Annotated in this window: 19 protein-coding genes and 3 pseudogenes; 13 read left to right on the top strand and 9 right to left on the bottom strand. The window is 42.2% G+C overall.

What is annotated here, in order from left to right:
* The first annotated feature begins 49 nt into the window (after positions 1–49).
* The 6 genes from JMW85_RS06160 to JMW85_RS06140 all read left to right on the top strand — a co-directional run bounded on the left by JMW85_RS06160 (position 50) and on the right by JMW85_RS06140 (position 4,202).
* Complete coding sequence (locus JMW85_RS06160) at positions 50–283, top strand: type II toxin-antitoxin system RelB/DinJ family antitoxin (RefSeq protein WP_025652648.1); 234 nt, start codon at positions 50–52, stop codon at positions 281–283.
* 93 nt (positions 284–376) lie between these two features.
* On the top strand, positions 377–667 hold the full coding sequence (locus JMW85_RS06155; RefSeq protein ID WP_025652647.1) for a type II toxin-antitoxin system Phd/YefM family antitoxin: 291 nt from the start codon (positions 377–379) through the stop codon (positions 665–667).
* On the top strand, positions 664–918 hold the full coding sequence (locus tag JMW85_RS06150) for a Txe/YoeB family addiction module toxin (RefSeq protein WP_025652646.1): 255 nt from the start codon (positions 664–666) through the stop codon (positions 916–918). Before JMW85_RS06155 ends, JMW85_RS06150 begins: the two co-directional genes overlap by 4 nt.
* A 536-nt stretch (positions 919–1,454) precedes the next feature.
* On the top strand, positions 1,455–2,705 hold the full coding sequence (locus JMW85_RS06145) for a replication initiation protein (RefSeq protein WP_201581202.1): 1,251 nt from the start codon (positions 1,455–1,457) through the stop codon (positions 2,703–2,705).
* Positions 2,706–2,979: 274 nt separating this feature from the next.
* Positions 2,980–3,108: a BrnA antitoxin family protein gene (locus JMW85_RS14395; protein ID WP_143007432.1), complete on the top strand. Its 129-nt coding sequence runs from the start codon at positions 2,980–2,982 to the stop codon at positions 3,106–3,108.
* Positions 3,109–3,233: 125 nt separating this feature from the next.
* Complete coding sequence (locus tag JMW85_RS06140) at positions 3,234–4,202, top strand: DNA-binding protein (protein ID WP_025652670.1); 969 nt, start codon at positions 3,234–3,236, stop codon at positions 4,200–4,202.
* Positions 4,203–5,574: 1,372 nt separating this feature from the next.
* On the opposite strand, the gene JMW85_RS06135 is transcribed toward JMW85_RS06140, so the two are convergent.
* The 4 genes from JMW85_RS06135 to JMW85_RS06120 form a co-directional block, all read right to left on the bottom strand.
* A complete protein-coding gene (locus JMW85_RS06135) occupies positions 5,575–6,297 on the bottom strand; it encodes a CHAP domain-containing protein (protein WP_011513678.1) in 723 nt (240 codons plus the stop codon).
* Positions 6,298–6,606: 309 nt separating this feature from the next.
* Positions 6,607–7,488, bottom strand: coding sequence for an IS982 family transposase (locus JMW85_RS06130; RefSeq protein WP_201580713.1), 882 nt, complete (start codon positions 7,486–7,488; stop codon positions 6,607–6,609).
* A 607-nt stretch (positions 7,489–8,095) separates the two neighbouring features.
* Complete coding sequence (lgt, locus tag JMW85_RS06125) at positions 8,096–8,980, bottom strand: prolipoprotein diacylglyceryl transferase (protein WP_011959981.1); 885 nt, start codon at positions 8,978–8,980, stop codon at positions 8,096–8,098.
* Positions 8,981–9,163: 183 nt separating this feature from the next.
* On the bottom strand, positions 9,164–10,636 hold the full coding sequence (locus JMW85_RS06120) for an ATP-binding protein (protein WP_201560986.1): 1,473 nt from the start codon (positions 10,634–10,636) through the stop codon (positions 9,164–9,166).
* A gap of 30 nt (positions 10,637–10,666) precedes the next feature.
* Between JMW85_RS06120 and tatC the strand changes: the two are divergent.
* The 3 genes and pseudogenes from tatC to JMW85_RS06105 all read left to right on the top strand — a co-directional run.
* Positions 10,667–11,137 (top strand): annotated as a pseudogene (tatC, locus tag JMW85_RS06115) (twin-arginine translocase subunit TatC); the annotation flags it as partial.
* A gap of 104 nt (positions 11,138–11,241) precedes the next feature.
* The gene (locus tag JMW85_RS06110) at positions 11,242–12,531 is read left to right on the top strand and encodes a hypothetical protein (protein WP_133104934.1); all 1,290 of its coding nucleotides are present in this window, start codon (positions 11,242–11,244) and stop codon (positions 12,529–12,531) included.
* 244 nt (positions 12,532–12,775) lie between these two features.
* Positions 12,776–12,961 (top strand): hypothetical protein, encoded by a 186-nt coding sequence (locus JMW85_RS06105; RefSeq protein ID WP_011959996.1) that lies wholly within the window; start codon positions 12,776–12,778, stop codon positions 12,959–12,961.
* A 26-nt stretch (positions 12,962–12,987) separates the two neighbouring features.
* Here JMW85_RS06105 and JMW85_RS06100 read toward each other — a convergent pair whose 3' ends face one another.
* The 3 genes and pseudogenes from JMW85_RS06100 to JMW85_RS06090 form a co-directional block, all read right to left on the bottom strand.
* Positions 12,988–13,869: an IS982 family transposase gene (locus tag JMW85_RS06100; RefSeq protein WP_201581201.1), complete on the bottom strand. Its 882-nt coding sequence runs from the start codon at positions 13,867–13,869 to the stop codon at positions 12,988–12,990.
* A 415-nt stretch (positions 13,870–14,284) separates the two neighbouring features.
* The gene (locus tag JMW85_RS06095) at positions 14,285–16,456 is read right to left on the bottom strand and encodes a cytochrome c biogenesis protein CcdA (RefSeq protein WP_201581200.1); all 2,172 of its coding nucleotides are present in this window, start codon (positions 16,454–16,456) and stop codon (positions 14,285–14,287) included.
* A 113-nt stretch (positions 16,457–16,569) separates the two neighbouring features.
* Positions 16,570–17,398 (bottom strand): annotated as a pseudogene (locus JMW85_RS06090) (IS982 family transposase).
* A gap of 218 nt (positions 17,399–17,616) precedes the next feature.
* Here JMW85_RS06090 and JMW85_RS06085 point away from each other — a divergent pair.
* Positions 17,617–18,841: pseudogene (locus JMW85_RS06085) on the top strand (IS3 family transposase).
* A 140-nt stretch (positions 18,842–18,981) separates the two neighbouring features.
* On the opposite strand, the gene lnt reads toward JMW85_RS06085, so the two are convergent.
* Positions 18,982–20,550 (bottom strand): apolipoprotein N-acyltransferase, encoded by a 1,569-nt coding sequence (gene lnt / locus JMW85_RS06080; protein ID WP_201581199.1) that lies wholly within the window; start codon positions 20,548–20,550, stop codon positions 18,982–18,984.
* A gap of 239 nt (positions 20,551–20,789) precedes the next feature.
* Here lnt and JMW85_RS14390 point away from each other — a divergent pair, with 239 nt between their 5' ends.
* A complete protein-coding gene (locus tag JMW85_RS14390) occupies positions 20,790–21,410 on the top strand; it encodes a DUF411 domain-containing protein (protein ID WP_201581198.1) in 621 nt (206 codons plus the stop codon).
* 796 nt (positions 21,411–22,206) lie between these two features.
* Positions 22,207–22,929, top strand: a complete 723-nt coding sequence (locus JMW85_RS06070; RefSeq protein ID WP_011513678.1) for a CHAP domain-containing protein — start codon at positions 22,207–22,209, stop codon at positions 22,927–22,929.
* Positions 22,930–23,077: 148 nt separating this feature from the next.
* On the opposite strand, the gene cadR is transcribed toward JMW85_RS06070, so the two are convergent.
* Complete coding sequence (gene cadR, locus JMW85_RS06065; protein ID WP_007394845.1) at positions 23,078–23,488, bottom strand: Cd(II)/Pb(II)-responsive transcriptional regulator; 411 nt, start codon at positions 23,486–23,488, stop codon at positions 23,078–23,080.
* Positions 23,489–23,630: 142 nt separating this feature from the next.
* Between cadR and JMW85_RS06060 the strand changes: the two genes are divergently transcribed.
* Positions 23,631–25,847 (top strand): heavy metal translocating P-type ATPase, encoded by a 2,217-nt coding sequence (locus JMW85_RS06060; RefSeq protein ID WP_058368778.1) that lies wholly within the window; start codon positions 23,631–23,633, stop codon positions 25,845–25,847.
* Positions 25,848–25,968: the final 121 nt, after the last annotated feature.

Raw genomic sequence — 25,968 nt, 5'->3', positions numbered from 1 at the left:
TTACAAATGGTTTATATTGTACGTACATATATAAGCCATTTGTAATGCCATGACGACAACCAATTATAATATCAGGCTCGATCAAGAGCTCAAGGATAGCGCCTTTGCCGTGTTTGAAAGCTATGGATTAACGCCGTCTCAAGCAATCAAATTGTTCTTAACTCAAGTGGCGCAAACCAATACCGTGCCGTTATCCTTTGATTATCAAAAACCCTCTAATCTTAATACGCCGCCACAAACTTCTGCGGGTGATTACGGATTGAGCGGCCAGCGCCATAAATAAATCAGTGTAAAAATAACTGTACAGATATAAGTACAGATATGGTATATAATATCAGTCATACAAATAAAGATGACCAAACACGGAGTAATCGTTATGGATGTTGTGAACTACACTGATTTTAGAAAGGGCCTAGCCAAATATATCGATAAGGTAGATACCGACAAATCGCCGATCGTGATTACTAGACAAAACGCCAAACCTGCGGTACTCATGAGTTTAGAAGAGTTTAATTCATATGAGGAAACGCTTCATCTGCTAAAAAGCCCCACTAATGCCAAGCGCCTCAGACGCTCTATAGCCGATGCTAAGGCGGGTCGTTTAATCGAGCATGACATCAATACGGATGACGCATTATTGACTTGTGATGATGAGGTGGACGCTTGATCTTATCTTGGACACAGGATGCGTGGGAGGACTACGAATACTGGCAAAAAACCAGCAAAGAGAAGGTCAAGCAAATAAGTAAGCTGATTAAAGCCATCAAACGTGATCCATTTGAGGGTATTGGTAAACCTGAACCACTCAAACACGATCTGGCAGGCTATTGGTCGCGTCGCATTGATCAAGAGCATAGACTGGTTTATGAGGTTCAAGATGATGCCATTATCATCGTTCAGTGCCGATATCATTATTAAGTAAACAGTGTTAGTTCACAAAAGTGCTTGATCCTAAGAATCAGGCACTTTTTTATTTTCCATTCTGGCTATGTGTCCTAAAACGAACGAGAAAGCTCTGTAGAGACGTCTAAATATATTGGTTAGTACTTCGACCTAAACATTCGACAACAAACCTTATGTGGTCATACGACGCCATATAATTGCTAATGGTGACTATACCTCTGATCACGTTACCACAGAATAAAATAGTTGCTGTTTTATTCTTACCTAAAAATACACGTATATTATTTTGTATTTATATATACAGATTTAACAGATTTATACGTTTTTCGCCAATCCTCTGTAGCGCTTCATTTATAAGTATTACAGGGGATTTTTTTTATTTAAATGACGACGTTAACCTTGTTATAGGTAGACAAATACCTTGTTGTTTTAGTGTATAGGTAGACATTTAGCTTGTTTTAGGTAGACAAATACCTTGTATATGACGAAAAATTATAAAATTTTTCGTCATATATGTTATATTAGTTAAAACCAAACAAATAGGTCAGGATATGACACCTGAAGAAATGCAGGGTTTTCAAGACAAGCTTAGGCAAGACTTTGGCCATACAATCAGGGTACGCGTTGAAAAACCGCTGACACCAGAGGAGCGTGAGGCTTTAATCAATCATATTAGATACACAAGAAATGATTTCAACGCCTCTATTGAGATTATTGAGCCCATTCCTATTGACTTTGATTTTGAGGTATTGCCTTTTGAAGAAGAGATTCAAAAGCCTATACAAGCCCCTCAAAATGCAAGTTCAGATGCCAGTAGTACAGCATCCGATAAAAAAGACCATAGCAACTGGGTTTATGGGCCGAATTGGATTGTGCTACAAAACAGATTATTAAACGCGATTACAGATTTGACGCATAACGAGAGACGACTGATCATGCTTTTATCGCCAAAGGTTCGAGCTGCCGTTGATAAAAATGCTAATCAGCGGACGTTTATGTTGACAGCTTCAGAGTTTGCCAAAGAATATGGGCTCGAAAAAGATGGTACATACCAGCTGCTAAGTGAGTTATCGGATAGTTTGCTACAAAAAGCGTTTTGGTTTTATGATTTCAAAGCAGATGAGGTCGTCAATAGAAAAGGTAGCAGTTGGGTTGCTGAGTGTGAGTATCTAAAGGGTCAAGGGCGAATAGCGGTGACGTTGACAGATACAGTGACTGAGATGTTAACTGTATTTGATAAGTCAAATACGTTCACGAAGTACGAGAGGCGCTATATCGTGGAGCTGGGCTCTTACGGTATTTTAATGTTCGAGCTTGTCAGTAGCTGTTTACACTTGCAGAGTGGTAAAAAAGCGTACTCAGTTGCGTATCTGCGCCAAAAATTCAACTGCACAGACAAGTATGGAAAAATCACAGACTTTAAAACTAAGGTCTTAGATAAAGCCATAGCAGAGGTTGAGAAGCACACACCGCTGAAGGTTAGCTATACAGAAAACAAAATCGGCCGAGAAATCAGTGAAATCGTGTTTTGTATTCGGGACACCAGCAGTACAAGCCTTGAAGATATTGTCAAAGTGTTTAGTCCAGCTGAGATTAAAAAATATGGTTGGAAACTTAAAGACAAGCATGAGGTAGTTAGTAATTTTCCTCAATCGATTAAAACGCCGGTTGAGACACAAAAAGAGATCGAGGCGCGTATGGCAAAACCTGAATACTACGCAGAGTATGTGCGCTACTTAAAAAAATTAACCGACTTTGATGAAAAGCTACATATAAAAAATATGCTCAAAAGAGCCAATTAACAGCGCTTTAACCTCACTTGTGACGCACACATCAAAGGGAGTCGATGATAGTGAACTCGTGCGGTCTCTTATGCAAGGCATATTATAGGATTTAGTAGGGAGTATTATGAGCAAGGTTAGCTATAAAATAGACGAATTACCGCCACTAACTGCTAAGTAGTAAGCAGATTCAGAGCATCTAGCCACGCTTAGCGATGACGACATTGATTTATCGGACATTCCAGAAGTCACCGACTGGTCAGGCGCGATCCGTGGCAGTATCAAATCTCAAGCGTTGTCTACGGAAACCAGTGTCATTAGCCCAAGTATCCTTGCCAAATTCAAGGACAGAGCTAAGCAAACAGGCGGTAACTATCAAGACATGATCAACGATGCCCTAGAAGAATACCTAACCGATCACTAGGCATTAAATAACAAGCACATGACCTCAAGATTACTTGGGGTTTTTTTACATTCTATATTGTAGTATGTTGTATATTGTATATTATATACAACATACTACAATATACTATTAAGGGATACAAAATCATGGCACTCACGATACAAGATATTCATGCAGCAGCAGACCAATTACAAGAGCAAGGGGTTAAGCCGACACTGGCAGAGGTGCGTAAGGCGCTAGGCGGTGGATCATTCACGACTATCAGTGATGCTATGCAAAGCTGGAAGCGAGAACAGCAAGAAGAGCAAGAGCTACAGCAAGTAGACTTACCTAGTGGTATCACAGAACGCTTGCACACGCTTGGGGCTGATATGTGGCAGACGGCTATTGATATGGCTAACGATAGATTGTCTAAAGAGCGTGAAGCTTTAGAGGTGGTTAAGATCAAGGCACAAGCAGAGATGGACGAAGCGCAAGAAGCGGTTAAGACCTTGGAGGGGGAACAAGCGGATTTACTACAGCAACTGGACGAGGTGACCGGCACTGCGGAAACAGCAACTAAAAGCGCACAGCAAGCCACAGCTGACCATGACGCTACCAAACAGACGCTATTAGATACTAGGCATGAATTAGAGCTTGAACGCACTAAGGCTAAGACCGCGCAATCACAGCTTGCAGAGGTGAGTAATGCATTAGATAAGCAATCTATAGAGCTGACTAGCAGTCTTGGTGAGGTAGCCACGCTTAAAGCCACAGCTGATAGTGATAAGGCAGAGATTGCACGTTTAAAGATTGAACTTAAAAATACTAAGTCAGAGCTAAAGGCAGTCACCACTGAGCGGAATGATATACAAACGGCTACCGCAGAGATCAAAGGAGAGTTAAAGGCAGTCACCGCTGAACGTGACAAGCTATCAGGACTTAATAATCAGCTGACTCAAACTCAGGCTAAGCTTGAAGCCGAGCATAGCGTATTGAATAAACAATATAGCGAGCTATCAAGCCGTCATTTATCAAAGCAGGAACAAGTGACTCTGTTACAAGATCAACTTAAGAAAGCACAAGATGCTCTAATACTTATTCAAAACAAAGATAATACTTTGGATGCTGACTAAATAAAAGTATTCGAGGTTTCAGTTTAATTAGGATTTCAAGATAAAGAACAGTTATAAGTTTGGGAGGTAGTTTACCCAAGGCATAGATCTCGTTCTATTCACACTAAGCTTATGAATCAACCATGACAATATCGACTCACTGAATAAGTGACTGCTGTATAATAACTATTCTAAATTTTTCTCTGGACTCTTATAGTATATAGCCGAGTGGGCTATATACTACTTAAATTAGCCTAAGTGAATTTATGCTGATTTTGGAGCCTTGAGCAGATTTCAAGGAACACTCACCCTAAAGCGATTATGAGTAGATAAAATACTCACAATCGCTTTAGTGCATTCCTTGGATTTGATGTGATTAGTCATGCCGACTTCATCGCCCATCGCGTCATCAAGACCGTATCACTGTATCAAGCTACGGTTGTTAAGATTACGGCTGATAGCACCGCCTAGACACGCTCTTAACCGCTACTGTGCTGTCATACGCTAGCAAGGGCCTAAACCCAATATACCGCTACGATATGCACGAGTAACCACTCATTGCGTTGCTCTGATCCTTTGTCTAGTCACCCCTGTAGGGAGCTCACCCTTATGTCAAACGCAGTCGTCGCCGAGGCCTGCCACCCATTTGACGGGTAACGGGTACAAAGAGAGCAGCACAAGGATGTAACGAGCGAACAAGCAGTTTTTAAAATGTATAGTGAATAAGGTTGATATGAAAGCAGTTTTTGGATAAAATGCACCTACACGGGCATTTAATGCTGTTCAAATAACGCACTGCGTATGCTTATTTGTTCGTTACAGGGTGTTGACGCACTCTGTAACCGTTAGCTACATTAAAAACTAAATGCCTCTAGGAGTCAACTCCCAGAGGCATTTTTTTGTTTAGTCTTTCGATATGACTCTGGTAAATCTTTAGGTGCTATCATAATCAACTTTCTCAAGTACTTCAAATCGCTTTGAGAGTGTCATAATCTCTCAAAAAACCATCTGAACCGCCTCAGGTTTTCGGAGACTAAACAGTCTTAGAGAGTACGACGAACTCGGGGTGGTTTACCCATACGCTTTGAGCTAAGCCACATCTTCATGAGCGTCGTTTCGTAATTTGTCTTGTAATGCTAGCAATCCAAAAATTTCTCAGTTTTGCGCCAGAAATGTGCAGGTAGTGCACAAGCGGTATCATGTGGCATCTTAAACGCGCTTGCCGATAATTCTTGTAATGAGTAATGATATCAGTAGTGTCTATTTCTGACTGATCAAATCATGAAAGGTTAAATACACCCTGATGTTAAGCACAAAAAAACCCAGCAATGATAGTAAGATCACTACTGGGTTGGAGAAAAGCAATAAATATGTTGTGCTGACTTCTCAGGTCTTATTTATCATTCATAGCAAGGTAGATATTTCGATCTGATGCGGATGCGTCATCCACGTATTTTGAATCACGCCATGTGGTATAAGCATAGACACCACTGTATGGGCTGATGCTGTTCTGACGGAAATCAGAAATCCAGTTTTCGCCATCAAAGATTTGGATATGGCCATGTGGACGCTTTGATGAGCGATCATAGACAATAACATCACCTACTTGGGTTGGCATATCATTACTGATTTTGCTAAAACCTGCTTTATCAAGCGTGCCACGAGTGGCGTACTGATAGGCTGAAGGATTGGGGGTGAACTCATAACCTGCTGATTGTAGTGCTTTACGTACGTAACGGGCACAGTATCCAGAGCTACCAGATAGAGCCACTCGTGAAGCACGAGCAGCAGCGATAGCGGGGGCTGAATTGCTATCAGGAACTGTATTGACTTGCTGCTGTTGTTTTTCAGCGTATAAGCGGCTGTTTAATGATGAAAGCCGACTCTCTTTTTGCTTAGCCTGCGCACTTAGGTTGCTAATAGCTTGACTGATTTCGTCATTACTAGAAACATAAGCACCACTGCTAGTGCTATAGATGTTTTTTGATGAACCGTAGTTTGATGCCACAGAAGTATTGGTGATGGTATTATTTGTTTGAGAGATTGTGATAGCAGCACCACTCGTTTGTGCTATGCCCATACCCAGTACTGACAAAATCAATAAGGCCTGTTTCATAAATCTAATACCTACGGTTAATTCAAAATGGTCTGTTGCCCATAACAGAGCAGTCAATTAAATCTCAACAACTCAAGAATATACACATTGTGGTGACTAATAATTATGCTGCAAACCCTTATTCCATAAGCGGCCGGCATTATCAACGATTTCGCTAAAACCTTATAAATTTATTGGAAGTCAAACTGTTAGCCAAAACACAAATCGGACTTTAGCATAGGCTGTAAAGCATGTCATCACTAATAAAAATCTGATAAAAGCTCTTTTTAAGCTTATAAAATGATAAAAAATACCTATTTTACCCCACTCTCAACTTGAAATAAGCAAATCAAACTGAAGAGGCGGATTACCAAGTTTTTTGTTGAGTACAAAGCACAGATTGTGTGAAAGAATCTTACGAATCAATCGATGAGACAAATGCCATAAATCTCTTGCTCGTACCCTTTGTATATTAAATCGTTCTGATAGCTGACCAATGACTGTTTCAACGATACGGCGGGCTTTCATCAGCCGTCTTACCACAGGTTTGGGCCTATCCTCTTTCATGTTAGCTCTGAGTGGCGTTTGTAAATCCACGCCTTGAGCGTCGTAGTACGATGTCAGACTAGGGCTGATATACCCTTTATCAGCGCCAAGTAGCCCATGAATATGAGTGGTGATTTCTGGGGCAACGGCTCTTTCATCAACATTGGCAGGAGCAAAGGTAAAGCCTTTAATCATGCCCGATAAGTTAACAAGCAAATGTCCTTCAAAGCCATAGTACCTCTCTTGCTTAGCCGCACAGTAGCTAAAAGCCGCTAAGTCTTGATAGTTTTTATGCCGATAAGCGCGTCCATAATGACAGACGGGTATCGGAAAACCATCCATAAAATGGATGTTGTCACGGCCCTCGAGTTCACTGACTTTATCTTGTATCTGCTGTTTGACTTGCCACAGATTGGCGCAGTGCTTTGCGAAGTTAGGGTATGAGCCGATGGCTGGAAACCAGTCTTGCCAATGCTGGGTAAAGTATTGCCAAATTTGTTTGTCTTGATCTAGGTGTAAAAATTCACCGACCATCTCCATGCAAATGATCTCAGGATCACTCAACTTTGGTGCGTAACCTGCACTTCGCAAGGGTTTGGTGACGACTATTTTGTAATATTGCTCTACCATTAAATAGATATTGATGATAAATTCGTCTATGGGCATCTCATGACTCCATTGTATTCTTGGTCGAAAACAATAGATTAGTGAGGTGCTCTTCTTTTTTCAATCACTTTCGAAGTTGAGAGTGGGGTTATTTTATAATGTAATTTCGTGTAACATTTATAGAATATAGCTGACCAACCTGACAACAATATCTCCTGTTTGATAAGCAGAAAAAAACGTTTGAGGATTAAATCCTTAATTTAGATTTAATCCTCAAACGTTTTTTTAGTGGGTGAAGTAATTATGCTATATAGGGTTTAACCAATTATTAAAATAATATACTAATTTATAGTGTCAATATGAATTTTAATTCGCTAAGGAACTATGTAATCTTACGTAATTGTTGCGATACATCATGTAGTTCCTTGTATTAATTTCTAAGAAATTGGTTATTTTAAAGACAGATAACATCTAAAATAGGTTACATTGACATAAAAAGTTACATATCCAAATTTATTTTTAGCTTTTGAAGTTCCACTATCTGATGAAAAAATTAGGTTTAGGAATAAAAATCCTTGTACTAACATAGGTATTAATTCTGCAAATGGAATGTATCTTGTTAGAACTGCATTTATATTTATTTGTTCATGCACCTCGACACTTATTTCTAATATGCAGACTGCTTACCCCAATCATAAATACCGCGTTTGTAAGCATAAATCAGCATGATTAAGCCGGCGATAATCATCGGCGCGCTTAAGATTTGCCCTTTGGTCATCCAACCTAATAATATGAATCCTTGGTCAGCATCTGGCTGGCGGAAGAATTCAATGATAAAGCGGCTGATGCCATAGCCTAGTAAGAATACAGCGGAGGCGGCCATACGTGGACGTGGTTTTGATGAATACCACCATAAGAATATAAATAGCAGCAGACCTTCGGCAAAGGCTTCATATAGCTGTGATGGATGACGAGGCAATATGTATTGACCATTGACTTCAATCATCAATTCTTGCAATTGTGGATTGCTCTGTAATTGCTCCATATCAAACGCCGCGGCTTGCGGAAAGTAGGTCAGCCAGTTATAGCCACCGTCTGAGACGCGACCCCATAATTCGCCATTGATATAGTTGCCGATACGCCCAAACAGTAAGCCGGTTGGTACACAAGGAACGATAAAATCGAATACTTGAAAGGTAGTCTTTTTATATTTACGGGCAAAGAACCACATACCTAGCATGACGCCGATAAAGCCGCCGTGGAAAGACATACCGCCTTCCCAGACTTTTAATATATAGGCAGGGTTTTGGAGTAATTCACCGAACTGATAAAACAGCACATAGCCAATACGACCGCCTAAGATGACACCAAGCGCGCCATAAAAGACTAAGTCAGAGACCATGTCGGTGGTCCAATTGTCGCGTTTGGTACTGCGATACCAAGCCAAACCGTAAGCGGCAGCAAAGGCTAGCAAATACATTAGCCCATACCAGTGCACTTCCAATGGACCCAAGGAAAGCGCTACGGGATCATACTGAGGATGAATCATCATAAAGGCACCATAATTATTGGTAATAGAATGTATGAAATAGGCTTATATAAGAAATTTTTTGTCCAACAATTGAAAAGTACAACTATCGCAAGTCAGAATCTCATCTTATGGATAGAGAGACCTTCCAAGTAAACTCGCCTTCGATCTAATCTGAGCGGTTCATAGACAGTATGAAGGTATTTACTACCTGGCAATCAACAACTTTACAGCAACCTCAAAAAGACACTCATCTTTGATAGTAATACTAACTTTGCCATTATGAGCATTGGCGATAGCTTGCACAATAGATAAGCCTAAGCCTGTTCCTGAATGCATCGTATTCGTTTTATCATGACGATAGAATCGCTCAAACAGTTTATCGGCTTCAATCTGATTTAATGGTTTGTCTAGACGGTTGGTCATAGTTATTCTTAACCAGAGCTGCTCTGGGGATTGAATATCGTCTTTTGGCGCATTAAGCGAGGTGCTTGAAGTGAGGACAGTAGCGGATATCATAATAGTGCTATTACTAGCCGCATAATAAATCGCATTTGACATCAGGTTGGCAAACAGCCGTTGCAATAAGCCTTTATCACCTAGTACTGTTTTAAAATCACCCGATTTTTCAAAGATTATCTCACGATCCTCAGCAATCATCTCATAATAATCTATAAGCTTTGTGATCAAGCTCTCTATATCGACATGACTGATTTGCGAATCACTCAGCTCTTTTTGAGTTTTTGCCAGTAATAACATATCGTTAATCATGGCGGATAACTGCTTTAACGTATCATGCTGATGATGCAATTGCTCAATGTATTCGTCGCTTTCTCTTGGCTTAGTTAACATGACTTGCGTTTGCGTACTCAGCGTCGCTATTGGCGTACGTAGCTCATGGGCGATATTGTCTGAAAACCGTGATAATGATTCAAAGTTACTTTCAAGCTTGACCATCATAGAATTATAAGACTCCGTTAGTGGACGTAATTCTAACGGCATATCGCCAACCACAATTCTTTCATCTAACCTTTGAAGATTAATGCCTTTCATCTTTTGTACGATAGTAGCTAGGGGAGCAAAACCCCAGTGTACACTTAGTGCTGCTACTGAAACCAATAATAAGGTAATGGCGATAAGTATCAAGCTCAGCTGGCGATTAAACTGGATAAGATATTGATTATGCACATCGATAGGTAGAGCAATAAATGCCAAAACCTCTTGATGTGTAATGATAATGGCTCGGTAATGCCTATTATTTATCTTGATCATAAACTGCTGATCGCGATAGTCCTGCAATAGTTGTAACAAGCTAAAATCTGCCGGTAGATCATTGATGAAATTACTGGGATCGCTGGATAATAATTTGCCATTTTTATCTGATACTAAGGTTTTTAAATCATAATCCAGCCAAGAAGAATGTAGATGATTGGCATCAATTAGCGCTTGCGACTTTGATACTGTGAATAGTTCTATGTGATCTTCCAAACTAACCATACGTTTGCGCAGGTTAAAAGCTGCATGAGTAAGGATTTCTGAGTCCATTTGCTCAAAGTGTCCACTCACAGAGCGCTGAACCCATGCGTAGATAATAACCTGAGAGATAATAACGAACAATGTCAGTAAAAAAATAGTTCGCCATAACAGTGACCAACGCCGATTCTTAGATTTATGTCTCATTTGATGTCAGACTGTCTTTATTAATACTATTATAAAAAAGAGAAGAAAATTGCCATTCCTGTACTGCTATCTTCGATATTTCTATTTTATGCTGGTGTTGCTTTTTCCTACTTTGTCGTACTCAAAGGGGTATTGAAATTTTTTATTATGTTCGCTCCGCAGAACGTTATACCAATGACCGATATTGACAGTTATCTGAGCTTTGCCCTCAAGCTATTTATGGTGTTTGGACTGACTTTTGAGATTCCAGTGGTTACCTTATTGCTGATAATGGCCGGAATCGTTTCTACTCAAATTTTAGAAGATAAGCGTCGTTATATCATAGTCGGCTGTTTTGGGATCGCCGCGGTAGTGACACCGCCTGATGGTGTATCAATGCTGTTGTTGGCGATTCCTATGTGGCTATTATTTGAGCTGGGTTTACTCTTAGCAAAGATATTAATTAAAAATGAACGAAATAATGATTTAGTCTCAGGGAATGAAACATTAGAAAGTAGCTAGCACTACTTAAACACGCCAAGAACCTTTTTTACTTTTTACTTTTTACTTTTTACTTTTTACTAGAGTATGTCAGCGTGAGTACTCTACTTAGCGACGGACTCTAAATGGAACACCCAACTAATAACAACGAAAAAAATGACGGTCTTGCAAATCGACTTAACCAAGAGTGCTACTGCATTACCCTTGATCGTAAAGCGCTTAATACAAGCCTTCAAGATCAATTGGTAGAAACTAGAAACAATCTAATAGGAGCGAACGAGCTTAATAAGCTTTTTTCAGCAACACCCGTGTTCGTTCCCAAAACAGAGATAGAGGCGATGGAGCGAATCGTCAGGGCTATCGAGTCAGCTGCCGAACTGCCATTGTATCAAGAGCAAGTGCTGTCGTGGGCACCAGAAATAGCTGCTTTCGACCCAGGCCCAATAGGGGCCCTCATGGGTTATGACTTTCACTTGGGTAGCGATGGACCTCAGCTCATCGAGGTCAATACTAATGCCGGTGGCGCATTTCTGAATGTGTTGCTCGCTCGCGCACAAAAACGCTGTTGCAACCCCTCAGAGCAAAGCGCTGCAACCAATCAAATGCTAGATAGGTTCGAGGAAGCAGTGTTTGACATGTTCAAACAGGAATGGCAGCGACAGTCCGCTTTTGCTATGCCCAATCGGATAGCCATTGTGGACAATGACCCCGAGAGTCAGTTCATGTTCTTAGAGTTTGAGTTAGCCTGTCAACTGCTCCAAGCTAGAGGTATTGATACTGTGATACTTGATCCCTCTGAACTCGAGTATATCGACGGTACGTTAACAGCCCATGGCCAGAAAATCGATATGATTTACAATCGGCTTGTCGACTTTGCATTTGAGGACCCTGACCATGTATTGCTTAAGCAGGCTTATTTAGAGGGTGCTGTGGTAGTGACACCCAATCCCCGCGTACATGCTATGTTGGCCAATAAGCAAAACCTGACATTGCTATCAGACTCCCAAATATTGCGCTCTTGGGGTCTGGATGAGGCTGCAGTGGAGTGCCTCGAAAGGTCTGTACCGAGGACTAAGATTGTATCAAGAGACGATGCAGCAGAGTTGTGGCTTACTCGGCGGCAACTGTTTTTTAAGCCAGTTGCTGGTCATGGAAGCAAAGGCGTTTATCGCGGTAGCAAACTGACTCGACGCGTCTTCGAAAACATTCTGGATGAAGATTATATCGCACAGACCTTTGTCCCTGCAGGAGAGAGATCACTCAAAATTGATGACATCGTAACAACAAGAAAGGTAGATATACGTCTTTATACGTATGGCGGAAAACTGTTACTACCTGCTGCGCGTGTGTATCAAGGTCAGGTGACTAACTTCCGTACGCCAGGCGGTGGATTCGCGCCTGTCTTTCAGGTGTGATCGTCTAGGTCTTATTTAGATGGCATTAGGCTGTTATAAGTCCGGTTAACTAATTCAATATTCTTCTTACCTAACAAAAGATGGTTGTATATTTATGATTGTCTATTACTTTCGGCACGCTTTTCAAAACACTTCGAAAACAATTGGAGCTAGAGATAGCAGTAAATTTCAATAGTTTCCAATAATAAAAATCCAACCGTTACAGTGAGCTTAAATCATATTAGAGTAAACAGGGTTAGACCGTATGTTAATCACAGAATTGGGTTATTTTGCCTTGCTAGCCGCCTTAATCTTGGCGATTTTGCAGGTGGTATTACCAACGATAGGCGTTATGCGTGACCATGTTGCTTGGCAGCGTTTGGCACCGAGTTTGGCATGGGCGCAGTTTGCCGCCAAACGTTTACCTATTAGTAACCCCAGTTCGGGATAAGCCACATTGTAACTCATTGATACTATTTACAATGTCGCTACCTGTCCCTGCTGAGGCATGTTTTTGATGGTGGGCTTATAGGGAAACCAGCAATAAGCAATCAAACCCGACAGCAAGTTTGTAATAAAACCCGTGACACTACGATGGCGTGAATGCTCAATCTGACACAAGTTTTTCAGCTCCCCAAACACCGTTTCAACCAAAGAGCGATGATTGAGTAGTGCCTCATCCATAGGCTCAAGTAATTGGGGTTTCATATTACGCCGAAGTTTCGTTATCAGCCTAGTATCACTGTGTTTTGTGAGCCACGCGTTTAGTGCTTTACTGATGTAGCCTCTATCACCAAACACCTTGCCAAACACAGGCGTTGCCATATCCTTAACAGGCACTCTGTCATCCGTATTACCCGCAGTGACTTTAACAGATACAAGCTCGCCCTTATGATTGATAATGGCGTGCAGCTTAAAGCCATAGAACCAGCCCATGCTGCTTTTGCCTCGGGTTGCAAGTCCTTCAAAGACTTTATGACGGTAGATACGTTTGTTATGACAAACTGCTATCTTGGTTGAATCAATATAGCTGATACCCGTACAGTCGCCCATCATGCTTTGCAAGTAGCTGCACAGTGGTATGATACTGCGCGGTATAAGCTCTATAAATCGCGAGTAGCTCGGCAGATTTGGAAACTCCCGTTTCATCATGCCAAGCATGTGATGGTAGTAAAACGCCTTAAACTGTCGATAACGTAATTGATGAAACAGTATCAAGATGGTCATAATCTCTGCTACACTTATCTGGCATGCTCTTAACCTTTGGTGTCCCGTTGCGATTAAATGAGCGTCAAACTCAGGTTTGAATTGCTGATAAAAGTCGTCAATATGGCAGTATAGTTCGGTTAGGTTGTCCATGTAAGAAGTCCTTGTTGTGAAGTTTGTCTTGGTAAACTTACTTTAGCAACTTCGGACTTCTTTTTTTATCTTTTTTTTGAGCCCTTATCCCGAACTGGGGTTAGAATAAGAACTAAAGAAAATCAATAAATATGGACGTGCAAGGTAGCCATTACTCGTGGTAATGCGCCTTTAGCAATGTTGCTTTATTGTAATGAAAATAAGGGCACTATACTAGCGTTATTGCGAGCAAATACTGATGTAAATAATAAGGTAAGTAGTTAAATGAATAGTAATAAATAACGTTAAACCAAGGATTTAGCGTCTATATTAAAAAGGCTATTTAGTAAGATTGAAAAAGACAACGTCCTATTATCAAAGGACGTTGGCTTTTTAATGGGTAGAAATGATGTGGAATTTATCTACATTTAAACGATTAATTTAGCGCGGTTAAGGTTTGCTCAAACGCTGCGCGCCCGATTTCACCCACTTGCTGATTGACCAATTGCCCGTCTTGATAATACAGCAATGCTGGCGGACCAAATAGTTTATAACGCGCTAAGATTGCTTTTGAATCAGCCGTAGTCTCCGTGATATCAAGTCTGACCAATTGCCAATCTTGCATTTGCGCCGGGCGATTATGAAATAAGTTTTTATCCATAATCCGGCACTCGATACACCATTCAGCAGTGACATCGACCAGCACTTTAGGGTTAGCGGCGACAATAGTGTCTAGTTCAGCGAGTGTCGTGACCGTCTTATCGGTTGCATTACTCATGGCTGGTTGACCAGCAGTCGTCTGCATCATCGGAGCTGCGCTTAATGACGCGAGCGGATGTAAGCTGTCGTCATTGCCCAATGCGGCGCCGACGATTAAACACGTCGCCCAAATACCAGAGATTAAGCTTAATGCTTGGGTCAACATTCGACCTTTGCCTAGCCAGCTCCATGCCCACATCGCCACGACCATAAACCACAGGGCCCAAACTATCAGCATCACAGGCGAGATAAAGACGCGTTCAATTAATAACAACGCCACGGCAAACAGCAGCAAAGCAAAGCCCTGCTTGACCCAATTCATCCACTCGCCTGCTTTTGGCATGATTTTACCTTGGGTCGCGCCAATTAAGATAAGCGGCGCCGATAAACCAAAACCGAGCATAAATAAAGCGGCAAAGCCAAGTAATGGACTTCCAATCGTTGATACGGCAAGCAGCGCCCCAAATAAGGGTGCCGAAACGCATGGCGATACCACGAGCGCCGATAAGAATCCCGCAATTAAACTGCCACCCGTACTACCAAGTTTGCTATCCCCCGCTTGGCTTAGACCCTGCATTTTACTACTGATGAATCTTGGCAGACGAATGCTAAATACGCCCAACATATAAAGGGCTAATAAGACAAAAACGATGGCAAACCCAATTAAAATAATCGGATTTTGTAGCCAACCGATAATGCCTAACGATTCGCCAAATACCGCAATGACCGCGCCTAAAATACCATAAGCGATGGCAACACCAATAGCGTAGCTGGTCGTTAAAATAACACCGCGTTTTACCGTTGGATTGTCTTCACGCGCGACGATATTGGCAACAATCGGTAGCATCGGTAACACGCATGGCGTCAATGCCAAGACCAACCCTGCCAAGAACAATAACACCAATGCCAACCACGGATGCGAAGCTAAGCCAAAAGGGTCACTATTAATGGCGTTATCAACGACAACGGTATTGTTTGTTGCAGCAGCATTATTTATGACAGCGTCATTGTTCGCTGCTTCACTTGTGACATTATCGCCTACCACTTCTTCATCGGCTCCAGAGATGGTATTGATTGCACCAAGCTCTGCATCTAACGCTTCGTCATCTAACAATGCATAATCAATCACCTCGTCATCTGGCGTAGTTTGCTCTGTAGCAAGACTATTGGTAACTGTCCCATCTGTAGAGGCTTGCGCAGTTTCTACATTGCTGTTATTGCTCGCAGAACCTGTAGCAGTACTACTTGAACTATTGGCTGCCGATTGTGACGCAGCAGCAATATTGACCGTGGTTTTTATTTTCTCCGGTGGATAGCATAGACCCGCTTTGGCACAGCCTTGCCAACCTATCGTTACAGCGGCATTATTTATCGCCTTGCCATTACTACTACTCAAAATGGTAGTAGCAACCATATTGGCTTGGTCAAAGACCAATACTTGACCAAAGGTCGGATCATCTATGGAGATAGGCTTTTGGCTAAAGCTAAAAGGTGCAGCGCTCACGCCAGCAGGCAACGTTAGCTTAATTTGGTCTTTATAAACATAGTGCTCAGGCGTAATGTCAAAGTTAATGGCTAAGCGCGTGCCATTATTGGTCGGTTTGCTGCTACTGCTAACTTGAAACGCTTCATCAACAGGCAAAAATTTCGGTTGGGTCGCGCTTTTATCACTGCTAAATAAATCGCCCAATCCTGCCGCTTGCGATGCCACTGGCACGGCCGTCAGCCCAGTCGCTGCTAGCCCTGTCAATAATGAACCCGCGCTGAAAGCGAACGCCAACAGATAAGATTTTTTCGACGATTTATTTTGCGTTAATGACGGAGACTTTTCTGCGCTCTTAAGGGACATGAAGGGCTACCTATTATTTCCAATATTCGAATTGACCAATTCACTGTCTGTATGGACTTGTCTATTTACAACCCCAGTTCGGGATAAGCCACATTGTAACTCATTGATACTATTTACAATGTGGCTACCTGTCCCTGCTGAGGCATATTTTTGATGGTGGGTTTATAGGGAAACCAGCAATAAGCAATCAAACCTGACAGCAAGTTTGTAATAAAACCCGTGACACTACGATGGCGTGAGTGGATGATTGAGTAGTGCCTCATCCATCGGCTCAAGTAATTGGGGTTTCATATTACGCCGAAGTTTGGTTATCAACGTGGTATCACTGTGTTTTGTGAGCCACTCGTTTAGGGCTTTACTGATATAGCCTCTATCACCAAATAGTTTTCCAAATAAAGACGTTGCCATATCCTTAACAGGCACTCTGTCATCCGTATTACCCGCAGTGACTTTAACAGATACAAGCTCGCCCTTATGATTGATAATGGCGTGCAGCTTAAAGCCATAGAACCAGCCCATGCTGCTTTTGCCTCGGGTTGCAAGTCCTTCAAAGACTTTATGACGGTAGATACGTTTGTTATGACAAACTGCTATCTTGGTTGAATCAATATAGCTGATACCCGTACAGTCGCCCATCATGCTTTGCAAGTAGCTGCACAGTGGCATGATACTGCGCGGTATAAGCTCTATAAATCGCGAGTAGCTCGGCAGATTTGGAAACTCCCGTTTCATCATGCCAAGCATGTGATGGTAGTAAAACGCCTTAAACTGTCGATACCGCCGTTGATGAAACAGTACCAAGATGGTCATAATCTCTGCTACACTTATCTGGCATTCTCTTAGCCGTTGACGGCCCGTTGCGATTAAATGAGCGTCAAACTCAGGTTTGAATTGCTGATAAAAGTCGTCAATATGGCAGTATAGTTCGGTTAGGTTGTCCATGTAAGAAGTCCTTGTTGTGAAGTTTGTCTTGGTAAACTTACTTTAGCAACTTCGGACTTCTTTTTTTATCTTTTTTTTGAGCCCTTATCCCGAACTGGGGTTATATTATATACAACATACTACAATATACTATTAAGGGATACAAAATCATGGTGAGCTATGCTGAAGAAACCGTAGAGATAAACTTGGTAAACTAAGCGTATTGACAGGAGTTTACCATGACCAAGAAAGTAAGAACCTACAGTGACGAATTTAAAGCCGAGGCCGTCAAGAAGATAGCGGATAACAACGGCAATATTTCAGCGACCGCAAAGCAACTTGGCATCGCCATGCAAACGCTATCCAACTGGCAGAACAAAGCCAATCAAGGCAAGCTTGTAGGAACAAAGCAGTATGACCCTGAACTTATGAGTGCGCTTGAAGAGGTAAAACGCCTAAAGCGACAGCTCAAAGTGGCTGAAGAGGAACGCGAAATACTAAATGAGGAGGGATAAAGCGAAGCACTGCTTCGCCCCGACGCAAGGGGAGAGCTATGCTCGAGTTGGCGACGGCGTACTTCGCGAGAAACAGCTAGTCAGGTACGCCTTTATCAAAGACAACCAGTTCCTCTTTCGCATCACCACTATGTGCCGTGTGTTAAGGGTTAAGCCATCAAGCTATTACGACTGGCTAAGTCGTGATCTCAGCGACCAACAGATACATCGCAACCAGTCTGAATTACTGGTTAAAGCGGCTCACAATGAAACGAAAGAACGTTATGGCGCAGATCGACTGCATGCTCATCTAAGCGAGCAAGGCCATAACATTAGCCTGTATATGGTAAGAAGCATCAAAGAGCAACACGGCATTAAATGTCGTCGTCATAAGCGCTTTAAAGTCACCACCGACTCCAATCACAACAAGCTGGTCTATCCAAACGTACTGGATCAGAAGTTTGATGCTAAGCGCCCTAACGAGTCGTGGGTCAGCGACATCACCTATATCTGGACGAATGAGGGTTGGCTGTACTTAGCAGGGGTCAAAGACTTATACACCAAAGAGCTTGTCGGTTACGCTATTAACAAGCGTATGACCGCAGATTTAGTTTGCAAAGCACTAAATATGGCCATCAAGAATAAACGTCCAAGCAAAGGGCTAATCGTTCATTCAGACAGAGGCAGTCAGTATTGCAGTCACGCCTACCACAAGACCATTAAGCAGCATCAATTTATAGGCTCAATGAGCGGCAAAGGCAACTGTTTCGATAACGCTCCGATAGAAAGCTTCTGGGGCACATTAAAGAATGAGCTGGTATATCATCAAGACTATAAAACAAGGTTCACAGCCATCAATGATATTATCAGTTATATCGAGCTGTACTACAATCAGACGAGGATTCAAAAGGGTTTGGGCTATCAATCGCCAAGACAGGTGTGGTTTGATTATTATCGTCAAGCTGCGTAATTAAAATCTCCCAAGTTTATGTATACGGATTTGACGGCAGGGGTCAATAGTTTAAAACTTTTATATTTACGTGCGTGAGAACGTTACCTAGAAAAAATAAAAAACTTACACTGATTAAATTATTATGATTAAGTTTACTATTACCCTCGTCTTCTAAGTGTGGTTAGACCTTTGCCAAAATAGCTTAGTAGTAATAACAAGGTTATTATTATCAAGATAGGATAATTTCCCATAAGCATAAAGGGCGTGTTACCAACCCGTGCCTGTATCTCACCACGTAGTACAGTACGCTCAAACTGCGGTGCGCGTTTTACAATACGACCTTTATGGTTAATGATAGCGGTAACACCAGTATTGGTCGCTCGAATAAACCAGCGCCCGTTCTCAAGCGCGCGCATTTGTACCATTTGCAAATGTTGCAATGGTCCTGCTGAAGTGCCAAACCAGGCATCGTTAGAGACGGTCAACAAAAATTCAGTATCGATAGCATTTTTACGCGTGGTATCTGGATAAGCTACCTCATAACAGATAGCCGTCCCTATATTGTGTCCACGCACCTTTAGAGGTGACTGCTGATCACTACCACGACTATAGCTCTTAATATCCTGACTACCGGCCAAACTTGGGAAAATATCGAGCACGCCTTCAAATGGAATATACTCTCCAAAAGGCACTAGACGCTGCTTCTTGTATAGGCCTTCCGCTTCTACACCTCGAGCAATCACGCTATTGTAAAATGGGGGATACTTATCCGTACTGGCATTGAATGCCGCTTTATCCTTATAAGGGATACCAGTTATCCATGTCGTATTGGTCGCATTAGCCATTTCTATCATTTCACTAATAAAGCCCGCAGCCTCATCCTGAAACATAGGAATAGATGATTCAGGCCACACCACAACATCACGTCCCCACTCAGTGCGTGTTAACTTCGCATAAATCTTTAGCGTTTCTACTTGATACTTAGTCAGCCACTTTATATCTTGTGAAATATTACCTTGAATCAATGACACTGACAGATCAGGTGTGCCCTTAGGTTTTGTCCATTGCGGATTGACCAGCCATAATGATGTGCTAATGGCTAATAACAGTACAGAAACGATGGCATAACTACTGCGCCGAAGCAGTAGCTCTACTAAACTTGCAGCCAATAGTATGGCAACAAAAGAGACGGAAAAAACACCAGCAACGGGTGCTAAGGACGATAACCAATACTCTTCAGTAAATGCATAACCAACAAACAGCCACGGAAAGCCTGTGAATAACCAAGTTTTTAACCATTCTTGTAGCACCCAAAGAGCAGCAAATGAAAAGGGTTGTTTGCCTACCATACGGTTAAAGACTAGTGCTAACAATCCATGAAATAGTCCCATACCGAGACCCATCAATGCAATCATAATCAATGCGAGCCACGTTGGTGTATCGCTATAATCATGGATAGCAGTATAGAGCCAAAAGCCGCCGACGCACCATAGCCCCATACCGTAAGCTTCACCGATAATAAAAGCGCGACGACCACTCATATTTGGCACCAACAGCGCATATAAAATCGCTGGTGACACTATTGCTAGCGGCCAGAACCCATAAGGCGATAATGCAAATAAAAAAATAGCCCCTGCAAGCCATGCTGCTACTAGCGTAAGCCATAGCGGTAATTGATTTAAGTGAGTACTCAAACGCTTTTGTAGACTAATAGTAGACAGGTGCATCGCAAATTATCCAAAATTATGAGCCTTGAATTTTTAATCAAAATCCAAAACTCAGATAGACCCGTTAATACTACAGGCAGCATTTCAAAATAAAAACTGCTTATGATACCAGTCCGCACTGCTCAATGTATAAATTTACGTACCCCGTTTGATGGGTTATTATGCTACATTACCAAACGATATGAAGTGTTACTTGACCTTCTATAGCTCACAATATTTACAGTACATGAGAGAGCACTATGACCCCCTTAAAAATAAAATCCAGTCTTATATTCAATCGTCATCTGTCTAAGGGGTTGCGTGGTACGCTGGTGTTACTTGCCGCCTCATCACTATTTGCTTGTAGCCAACCGAGTAGTGGCGTATCTGATGCAAACACAACATCAGTAACAACCGAAAATGCAACAGCTATAAGTGCTCACATGATGACAAGGTCAGTAAGTAAACCAGACCTACTAAAAAACGTCTCAGCTACGGTCTATAAAGATGCCAATTGCGGCTGCTGTAAAGAATGGATAAGTCATGCAGAAGATAATGGTCTAAGTGCAACCGCGCAAGATGTTGCGGACTTAGCCGTATTTAAAGAGCGCTACAGCGTTCCAACTGAGATGCGTTCTTGCCATACTGTAGTCACTACTGATGATTACGTCTTTGAAGGTCATGTACCTGCTAAGTATATGGCGCAGTTCTTAGAAAATCCGCCAGTACAAGCTATGGGTCTTGCCGTACCTGGCATGCCTGTTGGTAGCCCAGGTATGGAGTATCAAAATAAATTCATGCCCTATCAGGTTATGCAGCTCAATAAAGACGGGACGACCCAAGTTTATGCTGATATTGAATCGGTAGAGCAGCAATTATAGTGTGTTAGCAGTTAAGAATACTTTGATTATAGTGTTAGCGTTAAAAGTAAATGAGGCAGGTATAAGACTGTTCTATTGCTTATAAAATGATTCTTCATCAAAAAAATCATTAGCTATTGCGACTTTAAAAGCAAAAACAACTTTGAATTTGTAACTTTTGATGACAATGTAAGCGGATTTATCGGTTATTAACCCTTAAAATAGATAAATAATTAAGGGTTAATACAAGAATATACAGGATGTATCGAAACAATTACGTAATATTACATAAGCCAGTAGGGAATTAACATCTATATTAATATTATAAATTATTATATTATCTTAATAATTAGTTAGACCCTATATAGGGTAATTACTTCATCAATAAAAAAACGTCTGAGGGTTAAATCTGTAATTTAGATTTAACCCTCAGACGTTTTTTTACTTATAAAACAGTAGAAATTGTTGTCAATTTAGTCAGCTATATTCTGTATATGTTACACAAACTTACATTGTAAAATGTGGAATATTAGCAATTTTTTCAACATCAAAAAAGTATTTTTGGGGTTTTTAAGGGTGATGACAGGCTAAACAGCCTATGCTAAAGTCGGCTTTGTGTTTTGGCCAGCAGCTTGATTTGCAACAGCTTCGTAAGACTTCAATGATGCTGTGATCGCCAATAATCATTTTTTATATGAATAATATGCAGCAGAAGTATCAGTCACTATGACGTATATATACTTGAGTTGTTGAAATTTAATTGACTGCGCTGTTGTTGATAACAGACCATTTTGAATTAACCGTAGGTATTAGATTTATGAAACAGGCTTTATTGATTTTGTCAGTACTGGGTATGGGCATAGCACAAACGAGTGGTGCTGCTATCACAATCTCTCAAACAAATAATACCATCACCAATACTTCTGTGGCATCAAACTACGGTTCATCAAAAAACATCTATAGCACTAGCAGTGGTGCTTATGTTTCTAGTAATGACGAAATCAGTCAAGCTATTAGCAACCTAAGTGCGCAGGCTAAGCAAAAAGAGAGTCGGCTTTCATCATTAAACAGCCGCTTATACGCTGAAAAACAACAGCAGCAAGTCAATACAGTTCCTGATAGCAATTCAGCCCCCGCTATCGCTGCTGCTCGTGCTTCACGAGTGGCTCTATCTGGTAGCTCTGGATACTGTGCCCGTTACGTACGTAAAGCACTACAATCAGCAGGTTATGAGTTCACCCCCAATCCTTCAGCCTATCAGTACGCCACTCGTGGCACGCTTGATAAAGCAGGTTTTAGCAAAATCAGTAATGATATGCCAACCCAAGTAGGTGATGTTATTGTCTATGATCGCTCATCAAAGCGTCCACATGGCCATATCCAAATCTTTGATGGCGAAAACTGGATTTCTGATTTCCGTCAGAACAGCATCAGCCCATACAGTGGTGTCTATGCTTATACCACATGGCGTGATTCAAAATACGTGGATGACGCATCCGCATCAGATCGAAATATCTACCTTGCTATGAATGATAAATAAGACCTGATAAGTCAGCACAACATAGTTGTTATTTCCTCCAACCCCAGTAGTGATCTTAATATCATTGCTGGGTTTTTTTGTGCTTAACATCAGGGCGTATTTAACCTTTCATGATTTGATCCGTCAGAAATGAACACTACTGATATCATTACTCATGACAGGAGTTATCGACAAGCGCGTTTAAAATGCCACATGATGACGCTGGTGCACTACTTGCACATTTCTGGCGTAAAACGGTCAAGTGATGCTTTAAGTGCATCAGTTCTTCCATTCGTATTTCCACAGCATGAATGTGCTCATCTAGCAAGTTATTCACATCGCCGCAGTCCTTGTCAGGCGACTCCCAGTATTCAAGTAAGATTCGCACATCATCTAAAGCCATATCGAGCGTACGGCAATGTAGGATAAATTGTAGACGCTCAATGTGCTCTTCATTATATAAACGATAATTCCCTTCGCTACGAAAAGGCTCGGGTAATAAACGCTCTTTTTCATAATAGCGAATGGTTTCTACTGTGGCACCTGTGCGTTTAGCGAGCTCACCAATTTTGATTGTCATAACAACCTCTATGATTTAAATAATTAAAGTGGCTGTAAAGACTGGCGCTAGAGAAATTAAATTTACAAAACTGTAGATAGACAACCTTGACTCTAAAGCCACTAGAGGGTTCATAATACCATTATTCAAAGGGTAAATTATTATGAAATATCATATTGAAGGTATGGACTGTGCCAGTTGCATCGGCAAGATTGAAACAGCTTTGAAACGTATGCCTGGGGTTTCTGATGTTGAGCTAAATTTTGCTACAGAAACGCTAGAGCTAAGCTTGGCCCCTGATGCGCCGACTCAGGCTAGTGATATTGAAAAAACCATCAAAAGCCTAGGGTTCGGTATATCTGCCAATACTGGTCAACAAACTGTATCGGCTATTGATATTGACAGCGACAATCAGATGGCTCCGCAGGATAAGCGGTGGTGGCAAACTCAAAAAGGCAAACAGGTTGTTGGTCTCGGTATTTTGATGGGCAGCGCTTATGCACTGTCACTACTGTTCCCCGCTTATGGGATATGGGTGTTTGCCATCGCTGTGATTGTAGGCGTTTTTCCATTTGCACGCAAAGCCTTAGCACTGGCTAAAACAGGTTCATTCTTTTCAATTGAAACGCTGATGTCCGTCGCCGTGCTTGGCGCACTTATCATTGGTGAAGCTGAAGAGGCCGCAGCGGTTGTCTTTTTGTTCTCAATCGGTGAACTGTTTGAGAGTATCGCTGCTGATCGCGCTCGCGCTGGCATCAGAGCCTTATCATCGCTGGTTCCGAAAAGTGCGATTTTACTTGATGCTCAAGGTGGGCAGCGTAACGTTCCAGCGACTTCACTACAAGTGAATGACCTTGTGCTGGTGCGTCCTGGAGATAGGGTATCTGCTGATGGTTCCATTGTTCAAGGTGCGTCCAGCCTTGATGATTCGCCCGTGACGGGAGAGTCTGTTCCTGTTGCCAAGACGATGGGTGACAATGTATTTGCAGGGTCAATTAACATCGATGGTGTGCTCCAAGTGCGCGTAGAAAAGACAGCCGCCGATAACACTATTTCGCGCATTATTGATTTGGTAGAGCAAGCGCAAGCTTCCAAAGCACCCACTGCCCGTTTTATTGAGAAATTCAGTCGTTACTATACACCGGCTGTGATGGCTATTGCCGCCCTAATTATCATCGTCCCACCGTTAACCATGGGCGGAGATTGGTCAACTTGGTTATATCGAGGTCTAGCCTTATTATTGATCGCTTGTCCTTGTGCTCTTGTGCTCTCAACACCAGCTGCTATCGCCTCTGGTCTAGCGGTCGGTGCGCGCCGCGGCTTGCTGATCAAGGGCGGTAGTGCTTTAGAAACCATCGGCCAAGTGAAGACAGTCGCTTTTGACAAGACAGGCACTTTAACTGAAGGCAAACCACGCGTGACCGATGTTGTTGACATTACACAAGAGTATTCAAGTGTTCAAGGTCAGGATTCTCAGGATCAGGGTTCTCAAGGTAAAGATAAGGTATTGGCGCTCTTTGCCAGTGTGGAGACAGGTTCTAGTCACCCGCTTGCTGAAGCTATTGTCAGTCATGCCAAAGCCGCCAAAGTTGTCATACCTGTGGCTTCTAAAGCTTCTGCTACTGCGGGTAAAGCGGTACACGCAACTATCGCTGGGCGCGCGCTAGCTATCGGTTCGCCTGTTTATGCCGCAGATGAGGCATCAATTTCAGCCGAGCAACAGGCACAAATCGAGGCGCTGCAAAATGAGGGCAAGACCGTCTCAGTTCTTTTCGATGAGCAAAGTCGAGAAGTGCTTGGATTGGTCGCACTAAGAGACGAGTTACGAGACGACGCTCATGAAGGTGTGGCTCAACTTAAAGCGATGGGTGTGCGCTCCGTCATGCTAACAGGCGACAACCGCTTAACCGCTCAAGCACTTGCCAGTAATTTAGACGTGGAATGGGAAGCTGAGCTGTTGCCTGAGGACAAACTGCGCTTGCTTAACGAGATGAAGAACAACCGCAAAATAGCGATGGTGGGTGATGGTATTAACGATGCGCCAGCACTAGCAACCGCTGATGTTGGCATCGCGATGGGTGGTGGTACCGATGTGGCCATTGAGACGGCCGATATCGCATTATTAAAAAGTCGTGTTACAGACATGGCCCATCTGATTGCACTTTCGCGTGCCACCATGCGCAACATTCATCAGAACGTCATTTTCGCTTTAGGTCTCAAAGGCGTCTTTCTGATCACGACCGTATTCGGCATTACTGGACTATGGATTGCGGTTCTAGCTGATGCTGGAGCAACAGTGCTCGTTACTCTCAATGCGTTACGTTTACTGCGCTTTAAAGGCGCGCCTCCACTGGTAACTCCGCCTAAAGTAGTTAAATAAAACCCTTCGAAATCAATTAAAAACTAGAGATAGCAGCAGATTTCGGGGGTGGGTTCTAATAATAAAAATTCCACCGCTACAGTAAACTGCAACCGCATTAGAGTAAATAAGGTTAGACCGT

The organism is Psychrobacter glacincola, assembly GCF_904846075.1.
GTDB classification, from domain to species: domain Bacteria; phylum Pseudomonadota; class Gammaproteobacteria; order Pseudomonadales; family Moraxellaceae; genus Psychrobacter; species Psychrobacter glacincola_C.
This window is presented reverse-complemented; position numbering and strand designations above follow the sequence as displayed.